Here is a 14,053-nt window from a genome sequence, read left to right on the forward strand (position 1 = left end):
ATGGCTGACCACGGGGGAATCGACGCCGGTCCCAGCGGGACCGGCACGGACAACAGCACGGACAACAGCACGGACAACAGCACGGACAACAGCACGGACACCAGCGCGGACACCAGCGCGGACACCAGCGCGGACACCAGCGCGGACACCAGCGCGGGCGGCGGGCTGCTTCCCGCCCTGATCGAGGAGCAGGTACGGCGTACGCCGCAGGCCGTCGCCGTCTCCGGCGGCGGAACGGAGCTCACCTACGCCGAACTGAACGCCCGCGCCAACCGCCTCGCGCACCACCTCATAGCCGGCGGCGCCGGTCCCGAACAGCTCGTCGCCGTCGGGATGCGCCGCTCGCTCGACCTGGTGGTCGCGTTCCTCGCCGTGCTCAAGGCCGGGGCCGCGTATCTGCCGCTGGACCTGGACAACCCCGCCGAGCGGCTCACGTTCATGATGGCCGACGCCCGGCCCGCGCTGCTGGTGACCACTGCCGCCGAAGCCGGCTCCGCCACCGGCGACCAGCCGGTGATCGCGCTCGACGACCCGGAGACCGCCGCCCGCATCGCGGGCGCGCCGGCCACCGACCCCGGCGACGCCGACCGGATCACGCCGCTGCGCCCGGACAACCCGGCGTACGTCATCTACACCTCGGGATCGACCGGTCGCCCCAAGGGCGTGGTCGTCACCCACCGCCCGCTGGTCGCGTACCTCGACTACGCCCGTGCCACCTACCCGAGCGCGGCGGGCCGGGCGCTGCTGCACTCCTCGGTGGCCTTCGACATGACGGTCACGACCCTGTACGCGCCGCTGATCTCCGGTGGCCGCGTCCAGGTCGGCCCGCTGGAGGAGGTGCGCGAACGGCCCACGTTCCTGAAGGTCACCCCGTCGCACATGGCGCTGCTCGCGACGCTGCCGCCCGAGTCCGCGCCCACCGGCGAACTCGTGGTCGGCGGTGAGCTGCTGCTCTCGGAGACCGTCGAGACGTTCCGCAAGGACAACCCGGGCGTGACCGTCGTCAACGAGTACGGTCCGACCGAGGCCACCGTCGGCTGCTGCGTGCACGTCCTGGCGCCCGCCGACCGACTGCCGCCCGGCGCGGTCTCCATCGGCCGCCCCACCCACACCAGCGAGCTCCACGTACTGGACGGCTCGCTGCGGCCCGTCCCGGCGGGGGAGACCGGCGAGCTCTACATCGCGGGCGGCCAGCTGGCCCGCGGCTACCTCAACCGGCCGGGACTGACCGCGGAGCGCTTCGTCGCCGACCCGTTCGGCGCCCCGGGGACACGGATGTACCGCACCGGCGACCGGGTGCGGCGCTCCGCCGACGGCACCCTGGACTTCCTCGGCCGCTTCGACGGCCAGGTCAAGATCCGCGGTTACCGCGTCGAACTGGGCGAGATCGAGTCGGCGCTGCTGCGCCGGCTGGAGGTAGGCCAGGCCGCCGTGACGGTCCATCAGGAGCCCGGCGGTGACGCACATCTGATCGCCTACGTCGTGCCGTCGTCCATGGGCGGAATCGACGTCGGCCGGCTGTCCGCGTACGCCGCCGAGATGCTGCCCGAGTACATGGTCCCCAGCGTGATCCTCACGTTGGACTCCCTCCCGCTGAACGCCAACGGCAAGTTGGAGGCCGGCTCCCTGCCAGTGCCCCGTTTCGCCTCCCTCACCGCTTTCCGCGCGCCGTGGACCGAGGTCCAGACGCTGCTGTGCGAGCTGTTCGCCCAGTACTCCGGCGCGGCCAGGGTCGGCGTCGACGACGACTTCTTCGCACTCGGCGGCACCAGCCTCGGAGCCGCCCAGGTGGCCAACAAGGCCCGCAGGGCCGGGGTCCGCTTCAGCCTCCAGGACGTGGTCGACCACCGGACCGCGCTGCGGCTGGCCGCGGCCGTCTCCGACGACTCCGACGTCCCCGTCCCCTCGCTCTCCACCACGTAGGACGCACGGCTCCCGTAGGTCCCTCCTGCCCTTCGGCTTCAACCAGTAGAGGATGAACACGATGTCGCTCTTGCAACTCGCGGGCATGGGGTGGATCTCCCGCTCGCTCAGCGTCGCCGCCCGACTCGGTATCGCCGACCACCTCGCGGACGGCCCCAAGTCCCCCGCGGAGCTCGCGCAGCTCACCGACTCCGACCCGGACGGGGTGCTGTACCTGCTGCGGGTGCTCGGCATCGTCGGCGTCTTCAAGGAGAACGAGGACGGCAGGTTCGAGCACACCGACACGTCACAGGCGCTCCGCGACGACCACCCGGAGTCGATGCGCTACTGGTGCGTACTCGGTGGCGAGATGTACTACGACGTCTGGCGCGACCTGCTGACGACCGTCAAGACCGGCAAGCCGGCCTCCCAGTCCGAGTACGGCGGCTCCATCTACGCCTACATGGACCAGGACACCGACGCCGGCGAGATCTACGACAAGGCCATGGCGGACATCACCCGCCCGGCCGCCGCCGAACTCGCCCGTGACTTCGACTTCTCCTGGATCCGCAAGGTCGTCGACATCGGCGGCGGCACCGGCCACCTGCTCAAGGGCATCCTGGGCGCGCACCCCGACGTCGAAGGCGTCGTCGCCGACCGAGCCGACGTCGCCGAGCGCGGCACCAAGGAACTCGCCGCCACCGGCAACGAGGACCTCATCCGGCGGCTGACGTTCGTCGAGTCGGACTTCTTCGCGGAGGTCCCGGCGGGAGGCGACGCGTACTTCCTCAAGAACGTGCTCCACAACTGGAGCCCGGACAGCAGCGTCAAGATCCTCGAGACCGTGCGCAAAGCCATGGTCCGCACCGTCGAGGACTCCGAGGGCCTCGCCGCCGAGCCGGTGCTCTTCGTGATCGAGCCGCTGCTCGGACATGACAACGCGTCCGCCATCCGCTCGCTCTTCCAGATGGTCGTCTGCGAGGAGGGCACCCGTATCCGCTCCGAGCCGGACATGCGCAAGCAGGCGGAAGGCGCCGGCTTCGAGATCCGCTCCATCAAGCACCTGTCCACGGAGCACAGCGTGGTCGAAATGATCCTGGCCCGGGACTGACGGTACCGACGGGACGGAAAGGAAACATTCACATGTGGGACGCCCAGTTCGAAGAAATCGTCAGGCCTCATCTCTCGTTCCTGCCGGAGGACGCTGAATTCACCCCCGAGCTCGACCTCAGGGAATTCGGCCTCGACTCCCTCGGCATCGTCGATCTGCTGATCGCGCTGGAGAACGCGTACGACGTCAAGTTCACCGACGACGCGCTCGCCATGGAGACGTTCGAGACGCCGGGGTCCCTGTGGGGCACCCTGTCGGGTCTCCTGGTCCCGGTCGGCTGACCAGCGGCACGAAGAGCGTCCGAGTTCACGTCGCGGGCACGGCATCCTGGCGGGATGCCGTGCCCGGCGGTGTGTCCGGGCGCGTATCCGGGGCCCCTTCCGTCCACCCCTGCCCACCCCTGACCGCCGGCGCCGGATAGGGGTGGGCAGGGGTGGTTGGTCCCGAAGGGCCGAAATAGCGTGGCCGGAACGAATGGCTGTTCCAGTTCTTCCTCATGAGGTGGCCCACGTGTCGAAAGAGTCGAATGAAGAAAAGCTCCTCGACTACCTCAAGCGGGCTACGGCCGAGCTGAAGGAGACTCGCCGGCGCCTCCGTGCGGAGGAGGACAGGCAGCGCGAACCCATTGCCATCATCGGAATGTCCTGCCGTTTCCCCGGCGGTGTGCGCAATCCCGAGGAACTGTGGGACCTGCTCGCCGCAGGCGGTGACGCGATATCGGACTTCCCGGCGGACCGCGGCTGGGACATCGAGGGCGTCTACGACCCCGACCCGGACACCGAGGCGTCCGGCAAGACGTACTCCCGCGAAGGCGGCTTCGTCCACGACGCGACCGGGTTCGACGCCGAGTTCTTCGGTATCAGCCCCCGCGAGGCCCTGGCGACCGACCCCCAGCAGCGGCTGCTCCTCGAAGCTTCCTGGGAGAGCATCGAGCGTGCGGGCATCGACCCCGCGACCCTGCGCGGCAGCGCGACCGGTGTCTTCGCGGGGATCATGTACCACGAGTACGGCACCGACCGCACGGTCGTCCCCGAAGGCGTCGAGGGCTTCCTCGGCACCGGCACGGCGGGCAGCGTCCTGTCCGGCCGCGTCTCGTACACCCTGGGCCTCGAAGGCCCGGCCGTCACCGTGGACACCGCCTGCTCCTCCTCCCTCGTCACTGTGCACCTCGCCGCCTCCGCGCTGCGCCAGGGCGAATGCTCGCTGGCCCTCGCGGGCGGTGTGACGGTCATGGCGACCCCCGACACCTTCGTCGACTTCAGCCAGCAGCGCGGCCTCGCCGCCGACGGCCGCTGCAAGCCGTTCGCGGACGCCGCCGATGGCACGGGGCTGGGGCGAGGGCGTCGGGGTCCTGGTCCTGGAGCGGCTGTCCGACGCGCGCCGCAACGGCCACCGCGTGCTGGCGGTCATCAAGGGCAGCGCGGTCAACCAGGACGGCGCGAGCAGCCAGTTGACGGCCCCCAACGGACCCTCGCAGCAGCGCGTCATCCGGCAGGCCCTGGCCGGCGCCCGGCTTTCGGCCGAGGACATCGACGCCGTCGAGGCCCACGGCACGGGCACCCGGCTGGGCGACCCGATCGAGGCGCAGGCACTGCTGGCGACCTACGGGCAGGAGCGGGCGGACGGCCGTCCGCTGTGGCTGGGCTCGGTGAAGTCGAACCTCGGGCACACGCAGGCCGCCGCCGGTGTCGCGGGCATCATCAAGATGGTGCTCGCGCTCGGGCACGAGGAACTGCCCCGCACCCTGCACGTGGACGCGCCGAGCTCGCACGTGGACTGGACGGCCGGCTCCGTCGAGCTGCTGACCGAGGCCCGGCCGTGGCCGGCGCGGGGGAGCGGACCCGCCGTGCGGGCGTCTCGTCCTTCGGCATCAGCGGCACGAACGCGCATGTGATCGTGGAGGAGGCCCCGGCGGAGGCGCCGACGGAAGACGTCGCGGTCGCCGAGCTGCCGGTGGTGCCGTGGGTGCTGTCCGGCAAGTCGCCCGAGGCGCTTCAGGCACAGGCGGCACGCCTGCGGGAGTTCGTGCTGGCGGATGCGGGATCGGACGCGGGATCGGAAACGGCGGCGATCGGTTCGGCGCTGGCGACGCGGCGCGCGGTGTTCGCGCACCGCGGTGCCGTCGTGGCCGCGGACCGTGACGGCCTGCTGGCCGGACTGGCGGTACTCGCCGCGGGCGACAGCACGCCGGGCGTGGTGCGGGGTATCGCAGGACCCGGCCGGACGGCGTTCCTGTTCACCGGGCAGGGGAGTCAGCGGGCGGGGATGGGGCGTGGGCTGTACGCCGCGTTCCCGGTGTTCGCGCAGGCGCTGGACGCGGTGGCGGCCGCGTTCGACGGGAAACTGGAACTGCCGCTCAAGGACGTGCTGTTCGCGGATGATTCCGAGCGCCTGAACGAGACGGGTTTCACCCAGCCGGCGCTGTTCGCGCTGGAGGTCGCCCTGTTCCGGCTGCTGGAGTCCTTCGGGGTCCGACCGCAGGTGCTGGCGGGTCACTCCATCGGTGAGCTGGCGGCCGCGCAGGTGGCGGGCATCTGGTCGCTGGAGGATGCGGCCCTGCTGGTGGCGGCCCGTGGCCGGCTGATGCAGGGGCTTCCCTCCGGCGGTGCGATGGCGGCGGTCCAGGCCACGGAGGCGGAGGTTTCGCCGCAGCTGACGGAGCGGGTGGGGATCGCGGCGGTCAACGGGCCGACGTCGATCGTCGTCTCCGGGGACGACGAGGCGGTGGCGGACGTCATCGCGCACTTCGACGCTCTCGGGCGGAAGACCAAGCGCCTCACCGTCAGCCACGCCTTCCACTCCCCGCACATGGAACCGATGCTCGCGGAGTTCGCCGAGGTAGCGGCCGGTCTCACGTACGCGGCGCCCTCGATCCCCATCGTGTCGACCCTGACGGGCAAGGCGGCGACCGCCGACGAGCTGACCGACCCCGCCTACTGGGTCCGCCACGTCCGCGAGGCCGTCCGCTTCGCCGACGCGGTCACCACCCTCCAGCACCAGGGCGTCAGCACGCTGCTGGAACTCGGCCCGGACGCGGTACTCACCGCCATGGCCGCCGACTCCACCACCGACACCACCACCCTCGTCCCGGCCCTGCGCCGCGGCCACGACGAAGCGCAGGTCTTCGTCACCTCCCTCGCGACCCTCCACACCCGAGGCGTCCCCGTCGCCTGGCCGACCTTCTTCGGCACCGGTCACGCCCCCGTCGACCTCCCCACGTACGCCTTCCAGTCGAGCCGCTACTGGCTGGACACCCCGACGGCGTCGGCCGCGGGCGACATGGCGGCCGTGGGACTCGTGGACGCGGGGCACCCGCTGCTCGGCGCGGCCGTCGTCCTGCCGGACTCGGACGGGCTGCTGTTCACGGGCCGGCTGTCGCTCGGCTCGCACCCGTGGCTGGCGGATCACGTCGTCGCGGGCACGGTCGTCGTGCCGGGTGCGGCGCTCGTCGAGATCGCCGTGCGGGCGGGCGACGAGACCGGCTGCGGTGTGCTGGAAGAACTCACGCTGCACGCACCTCTGGTGGTGCCGGGCAGCAGGACCGTTCAGCTCCGGGTCCGGATCGGCGAGGCCGGTCGGGACGGACGGCGGACGGTGGTGGTGTTCTCGCGCGTCGAGGACGCCTCCGAGGCCACCTGGACGCGGCACGCCGACGGCCTGCTCGCGCCCGAGGACACCGACGCGCCCGCCGGGTTCGACCTGGCGCAGTGGCCGCCGGCCGGAGCCGAGACCGTACCGGTCGACGGGCTGTACGCGGCGATGGCCGCGAGCGGCCTGGAGTACGGGACGGTGTTCCAGGGGCTGCGGGCCGCCTGGCGGCACGGCGAGGAGGTCTTCGCCGAGGTCGCGCTGCCGGACGGTGTCCAGGCGGCCGGCTTCGGCATCCACCCCGCGCTGCTGGACGCCGCCCTGCACGGGATCGCGCTCGCACAGCCGGCCGGCGGGGCGGCCGAGCTGCCGTTCGCCTGGTCCGACGTGGCCCTGCACGCGGCCGGCGCGACCGCGCTGCGGGTGCGCGTCACCCCCGCAGCCTCCGGCTACACCCTGCGACTGGCCGACCCCCAGGGCGCCCCCGTCGCCACGGTGGGTTCCCTGGTCCTGCGACCCGTCGCGACCGGTGAGCTGCGGAGCGCCCACGACCGTGAGCTGTACGAGGTCCGGTGGAGCGCGCTGCCGCAGCAGACGGCGGACGGGACCGAGGCCGCGGAGCTCCTCGACGTTCCGGCGGGGCTCGACCCCACGGAGGCGGTCACCGGCGTCCTGGCGCGGCTGCAGGAGTGGCTGGCCGAGGAGGAGACGTCCGATGGCCGCCTCGTCGTCCGCACCCGGGGCGCGGTCGCCGCGCTGCCCGGCGAGGACATCACCGACTTGGGCCAGGCGGCAGTACACGGCCTCATCAGGGCCGCACAGACGGAGCACCCGGGCCGTATCGTCCTTCTCGACGCGGACGAGGGAGTGGATTCGTCTGTCGCTGCGGCCGTCGCTTCCGGCGAGCCGGAACTGGCCCTTCGCGACGACCAGTTGCTCATACCCCGCCTGTCACGTACCGCTCCCGCCACCGGCGGAGTGACGTGGCGCCCCGAAGGTACCGTCCTGATCACCGGCGGCACCGGCGGCCTGGGCGCGCTCACCGCGCGCCACCTGGTCGCCGAACACGGCGTCCGCAACCTGGTGCTGACCAGTCGCCGCGGCCTCCAGGCCCCTGGCGCCACCGCGTTGGTCGCCGAGCTGGAGGCGGCCGGCGCTTCGGTGAGCGTCGCCGCGTGCGACGTCTCCGACCGTGCCGCGCTGGCGCAGCTGCTGGCGGAGGAGACGATCACCGGGATCGTGCACGCGGCGGGTGTGGTCGACGACGGCATGATCACCTCGCTCACCGCCGACCGGGTGGCCGCGGTGCTGGCCCCCAAGGCCGACGCGGCCCGTCACCTCCACGAGCTGACGGCCGACGCGGACCTCGACGCGTTCGTCCTCTTCTCGTCCGCCGCCGGCACCTTCGACGGTTCGGGACAGGGCGGATACGCCGCCGCCAACGCCTACCTCGACGCGCTGGCGGTCCACCGCCGGTCGCGGGGACTGGCCGGGGTCTCGCTCGCCTGGGGCCTGTGGGACCCGTCCATCGGCGGCATGGGCGCCGAACTGACCACGGCCGACGTCGAGCGGATGGAACGCTCCGGCGTCCTCGCCATCGGCCGCCGGCAGGGCCTGGCCCTGCTCGACGCCGCCCTCGCCGGCCATCACGCGCACCTGCTCCCCGTCGCCTTCGGCAGGAGCGCGCTGGAGCAGCGGGCCCGGCTCAACACCCTCCCCGCCGTCCTGCGCGGCCTCACGCGTCCGTCCCCCACCGCCCGCAAGGCGGCGGGCTCCGCCGCGGCGGACGCCACCGGGCTGGCGGAGCGCCTCGGCGCGCTGACCGGAGCGGAACGGGCGCGGCTGCTCCTCGACCTCGTCCGGCGCCACGTGGCTTCCGTGCTCGGCTACGACGGCGTGCAGAAGGTCGCCGGTGACAAGCCGTTCAAGGAGTTCGGCTTCGACTCGCTCACCGCGGTCGAGTTCCGCAACCGCCTCGGCGCCGAAGCCGAGGTCCGGCTGCCCGCAACCCTCGTCTTCGACTACCCGACGCCGACCGCCGTGGCCGAGTTCCTGCTGGTGGAGCTGCTCGGCGAGGAGGCCGCGACAGCGGCCGACGCGACGGCCCCGGTGGTCACGGGCGCCGGTTCGGTGCTCGACGAGCCGATCGCGATCGTGGGCATGGCCTGCCGGTTCCCGGGCGGGGTCACGTCGCCCGAGGAGCTGTGGGCGCTGCTGGCGGCGGGCGGCGACGGGGTGTCGTCGTTCCCGCTGGACCGCGGCTGGGACGTCGAGGGGATCTACGACCCCGACCCGGACGCGGTGGGCAAGACGTACTCCCGCCACGGCGGCTTCCTGGACCGGGCCGCGGACTTCGACCCCGGCTTCTTCGGGATCAGCCCCCGCGAAGCCCTCGCGATGGACCCGCAGCACCGGCTGCTGCTGGAGACCTCGTGGGAGGCGTTCGAGCGCGCGGGCATCGACCCGGCGTTGGTCCGGGGCTCGGCGACCGGCGTCTTCGCCGGGGTGATGTACCACGACTACACGTCGGTGCTGGAGCAGTCCGCACACCGCAACACCGAAGGCTTCATGGGCGTCGGCGGCAGCATCGCCTCCGGCCGCGTCTCGTACACCCTGGGCCTCGAAGGCCCGGCCGTCACCGTGGACACCGCCTGCTCCTCGTCCCTCGTCGCCGTCCACCTCGCAGGCCAGGCGCTGCGCTCGGGCGAGTGCTCGCTCGCGCTCGCCGGCGGCGTCACCGTCATGGCGACCCCCGACACCTTCATCGACTTCAGCCGCCAGCGCGGGCTCGCCCCCGACGGCTACTGCAAGCCGTTCGCGGAGGCGGCGGACGGCACCGGCTGGGGTGAGGGCGTCGGCATGCTGCTCCTGGAGCGGCTGTCCGACGCGCAGCGCAACGGCCACCGGGTGCTGGCGGTCGTCCGCAGCAGTGCGATCAACCAGGACGGGGCCAGCAACGGCCTCACCGCCCCCAACGGCCCGTCGCAGCAGCGCGTGATCCGGCAGGCCCTGGCGGCCGGTTCGCTCACGACGAGTGACGTCGACGCGGTGGAGGCGCACGGCACGGGCACCCGCCTGGGTGACCCGATCGAGGCGCAGGCGCTGCTGGCGACATACGGGCAGGAGCGGGCGGAGGGCCGTCCGCTGTGGCTCGGTTCGGTGAAGTCGAACCTGGGGCACACGCAGGCCGCGGCTGGTGTCGCGGGCATCATCAAGATGGTGCTGGCGATGCGGCACGAGGAGCTGCCGCGCACGCTCGGTGTGGACGCGCCCAGCTCGCACGTGGACTGGTCGGCGGGTTCGGTGGAGCTGCTGACGCAGGCGCAGCCGTGGCCGGTGCGGGAGCGTCCGCGTCGGGCGGGGGTGTCGTCGTTCGGGATCAGTGGGACGAACGCGCACGTCATCGTGGAAGAAGCGCCGGCGGATGCTCGGGCGGAAGTCGTTGAGGTTGCCGACCTGCCGGTGGTGCCGTGGGTGCTGTCCGGCAAGACCCCGGACGCCGTCCGGGCGCAAGCCGCCCGGCTCCGCGACTTCGTGCTGGCCGACCCGGAACTGGACCCGGCGGCCGTCGGATCCGCACTGACGACGAACCGCGCGGTGTTCGCCCACCGGGGCGGCGTCGTCGCCGCCGACCGCGACGGGCTGCTGTCCGCGCTGTCGGCCCTGGCCGAAGGCCGGAACGCACCAGGTGTGCTGCGCGGCCTCGCCGGGCCGGGCCGGACGGCGTTCCTGTTCACCGGGCAGGGGAGCCAGCGGGCGGGGATGGGGCGTGAGCTGTATGCCACGTTCCCGGTGTTCGAGCAGGCGCTGGACGCGGTGGCGGTGGCGCTGGATGCGCACCTGGAAGTGCCGCTGCTGGACGTGCTGTTCGCGAAGGACGGCGAGCGGTTGAACGAGACGCGCTTCACGCAGCCCGCGCTGTTCGCGTTGGAAGTGGCGTTGTTCCGGTTGCTGGAGTCCTTCGGCGTCCGGCCGCAGGTGCTCGCCGGCCACTCCATCGGGGAACTGGCCGCGGCGCACGTGGCGGGCGTCTGGTCGTTGGAGGATGCGGCGCTGCTGGTGGCGGCCCGCGGGCGGCTGATGCAGCAGCTGCCCTCCGGCGGTGCCATGGCGGCGATCCAGGCCACCGAAGCCGAGGTCCTGCCACAACTCACGCAGCAGGTCGGAATCGCCGCCGTCAACGGACCGACGTCCATCGTCGTCTCCGGAGATGCCGGCGCGGTCGCGGACGTCATCGCGCACTTCGACACCCTCGGACGGAAGACCAAGCGCCTGACCGTCAGCCACGCCTTCCACTCCCCACACATGGAGCCGATGCTCGAAGAGTTCGGCGAGGTAGCGGCCGGCCTCACCTACAACCCGCCCACCATCCCGATCGTCTCCACCCTCACCGGCCAGACCGCCACCGCCGAAGAACTCACCGACCCCGCCTACTGGGTCCGCCACGTCCGCGAAGCCGTCCGCTTCGCCGACGCCATCACCACCCTCCAAGACCAAGGCATCAACACCCTGCTGGAACTCGGCCCGGACGCGGTCCTCACCGCCATGGCCGCCGACTCCACCACCGACACCACCACCCTCATCCCCACCCTCCGCCGCGACCACAACGAACCCCAACTCCTCACCGAAGCCCTGGTCCGGCTGCACACCCGAGGCACCCCCGTCAACTGGCCCGCCCTCTTCGGCACCACCCACACCCCCGTCGACCTCCCCACCTACGCCTTCCAGCACCAGCACTACTGGCTCGCCGACACCGCCGCGCCCAGTGGGAACGCTTCGGGCTTCGGTCAGAGCGACACCACGCACCCGCTGCTCAGCGCGGCGATCGCCCTGCCCGACGCGGAAGGCATGTTGTTCACCGGGCGGCTCGCGCTGCACACCCACCCGTGGCTCGCGGACCACGCCGTCAACGGCACCGTCATCGTCCCCGGCGCCGCGCTCGCCGACCTCGCCATCCACACCGGCGACCACACCGACACCAGCACGCTGGAGGAGCTGACGCTCTACGCGCCGCTCGTCGTCCTTCCCGCATCGGCGACCCAACTCCGGGTCAGGACGGCTGCGGACGATGGTTCCGGCCGTCGGCGAGTGAGCGTGTTCTCACGCGTCGAAGGGTCTCCCGAGGAAGCGTGGGTGCGGCACGCCGAGGGCGTGCTCTCCTCGGCGGCTGCGGATGCCGGCTTCGACTTGATCCAGTGGCCGCCGGCCGGGGCCGATGCCGTCCCGGTCGACAGCCTCTACGACGACCTGGCCCTGCTGGGCCTGGAGTACGGACCGGTCTTCCAAGGGGTGCAGGCCGCCTGGAAGCGCGGGGACGAGGTCTTCGCCGAGGTCTCGCTGCCCGAGGACGCCGACGCCGGCGGGTTCGGGATCCACCCGGCCCTGCTCGACGCGGCTCTGCACGGCATCGGGCTGGGAACGTTCTTCGCTGACGACGGGCGCGCCCAACTGCCCTTCTCATGGCTCGACGTAGCCCTCTTCGCCACCGGCGCCACCGCTCTCCGCATACGCCTCGCCCCGGCGGACGGGCACGGCGGTGTGACGCTGCAACTGGCGGACGCCGCCGGTTCCCCGGTCGCGTCGGTCGGCTCGCTGACGCTGCGGCCACTCGCCGAGCAGCTGCCGGTCGCCCAGCACGGCGACGCGCTGTTCGGGGTGGACTGGGTACCGGTCACGGACCCGGCCGGTGCCGGAGTGTCCACCGAGGTGGTTCCCGCGGCGCAGCTGCTGCTCGCCCCGTCCGGGCTCGGAACGGCCGAGACGCTCTCCACCGTCCTGGCCGCGCTGCAGCGGTGGCTCGCTGACGATTCCTCCGCCGGTTCCGACGGCCGGCTGGTCGTCGTCACCCGGGGCGCGGTCGCCGCGCTGCCCGGGGAGGACGTCACCAACCTCGCGCAGGCCGCCGTGCACGGGCTCGTCAGGGCCGCGCAGGCGGAGAACCCGGACCGGATCGTCCTCATCGACATCGACATCGACATCGACAGCGACAGCGACACCGGCACCGGTCAGATACCTGCGGCCATCCTCGTCTCCGACGAGCCGGAACTCGCACTGCGTGCCGGAGCCTTCCTCGCACCGCGCCTGACCCGCGCGACGCCGCCCGCCGAGGCGACCCCCTGGCGCACGAACGGCACCGTGCTGATCACCGGCGGCACGAGCGGCCTGGGCGCGCTCACCGCCCGCCACCTGGTCACCGAACACGGCGTCCGCGACCTCCTGCTCACCAGCAGGCGCGGCCACAACGCCCCCGGAGCCGCCGAACTCACCGCGGAACTCACCGCGGCGGGCGCCACCGTCACCATCGCCGCCTGCGACGTCTCCAACCGGGACGCCCTCGCGGCACTCCTGAACGACGTGCCACTCAGCGCCGTGATCCACGCGGCCGGCATCGTGGACGACGGTGTCCTCGCCTCGCTCACGCCCGAGCGGCTGGCCGCCGTACTCGCGCCGAAGGCCGAGGCAGCGCACCACCTGCATGAGCTGACGGCCGGGACGGACCTGGACGCGTTCGTCCTGTTCTCGTCGGCGGCCGGGGTGCTGGGGGGTGCTGGGCAGGGCGCGTACGCCGCGGCCAACACCTACCTCGACGCGCTGGCCACCCACCGTCGGGCCGTCGGTCTTCCGGCGGTTTCCCTCGCTTGGGGACTGTGGGCGCCGGAGGCCGGCGGGATGGGCGCCGAGCTCTCCGGGGCCGAGGTGGAACGGATGGCCCGCGGGGGAGTCCTGGCCCTCGGCGAGGAGCAGGGCCTGGCTCTGCTGGATGCCTCGCTGATCGCCGACCGGGCGGTGCTGGTCCCGGCCGGCCTCGACGTGTCGGCGCTGGTGCGCTCAGCGGGCGGCGAGGTGCCGGGTCTCTTCCGCGGCCTGGTGCGTGGCAAGGTCCGGCGCACCGCCGCCGCGGGGGACTCCGGCGGCGCCGGGACGTCAGGTCTGGCCCAACGGCTGGCGGCACTGCCGTCCGACGAGCGCCTCCCGGTGGTCGTCGAGCTGGTCCGAAGTCAGGTCGTCGCGGTCCTCGGCCTCACCGCGGCGCAGGAGGTGGAGCTGGGCAAGCCGTTCAAGGAGTTCGGTTTCGACTCGCTCACCGCGGTGGAGTTCCGCAACCAGCTGAGCACGGCGGCCGGAGTACGGCTCCCCGCGACCCTCGTCTTCGACTATCCGACGCCGCAGGAACTGGCGGACTTCCTCCTCGAAGAAGCGGCCCCCGGCACGAACGCCGATCCGGGGACCGCCGCGTACGAGGAGAGCGTCCGGGCCTCGCTGCTCGCCATCCCACTGGCCCGGCTCCGGGAGACCGGACTGCTGGACACACTGCTGCAACTCGCGGGCCTCCAAACGGAGGACGACGGCCCGACGGCCGAGGACGCGAGCGAATCGATCGACGAAATGGATGCCGAGAGCCTCATCTCGAAGGCGCTCGAAGGGTCCGACTTCTGATGACGCGAATGGGTG

5 protein-coding genes and 1 pseudogene are annotated in these 14,053 nt (G+C 72.5%); all 6 read left to right on the forward strand.

Annotated features, from left to right (window positions below):
• The 6 genes and pseudogenes from M2266_RS24340 to M2266_RS24355 all read left to right on the forward strand — a co-directional run bounded on the left by M2266_RS24340 (position 1) and on the right by M2266_RS24355 (position 14,038).
• On the forward strand, positions 1-1,923 hold the full coding sequence (locus M2266_RS24340; protein WP_277440104.1) for a non-ribosomal peptide synthetase: 1,923 nt from the start codon (positions 1-3) through the stop codon (positions 1,921-1,923).
• 61 nt (positions 1,924-1,984) lie between these two features.
• Positions 1,985-3,013: a methyltransferase gene (locus tag M2266_RS24345; protein ID WP_277440105.1), complete on the forward strand. Its 1,029-nt coding sequence runs from the start codon at positions 1,985-1,987 to the stop codon at positions 3,011-3,013.
• Between the two features lie 32 nt (positions 3,014-3,045).
• Complete coding sequence (locus tag M2266_RS24350; protein WP_277440106.1) at positions 3,046-3,294, forward strand: phosphopantetheine-binding protein; 249 nt, start codon at positions 3,046-3,048, stop codon at positions 3,292-3,294.
• A 193-nt stretch (positions 3,295-3,487) separates the two neighbouring features.
• Positions 3,488-4,294, forward strand: a pseudogene (locus tag M2266_RS32445) (beta-ketoacyl synthase N-terminal-like domain-containing protein); the annotation flags it as partial.
• A gap of 37 nt (positions 4,295-4,331) precedes the next feature.
• Complete coding sequence (locus M2266_RS32450; RefSeq protein WP_346780957.1) at positions 4,332-4,907, forward strand: polyketide synthase; 576 nt, start codon at positions 4,332-4,334, stop codon at positions 4,905-4,907.
• On the forward strand, positions 4,832-14,038 hold the full coding sequence (locus tag M2266_RS24355) for a type I polyketide synthase (protein ID WP_346780958.1): 9,207 nt from the start codon (positions 4,832-4,834) through the stop codon (positions 14,036-14,038). The genes M2266_RS32450 and M2266_RS24355 overlap by 76 nt, the downstream gene beginning before the upstream one ends.
• The last annotated feature ends 15 nt before the right edge of the window (positions 14,039-14,053 follow it).

The organism is Streptomyces sp. SPB162 (genome assembly GCF_029504575.1).
Lineage (GTDB): Bacteria > Actinomycetota > Actinomycetes > Streptomycetales > Streptomycetaceae > Actinacidiphila.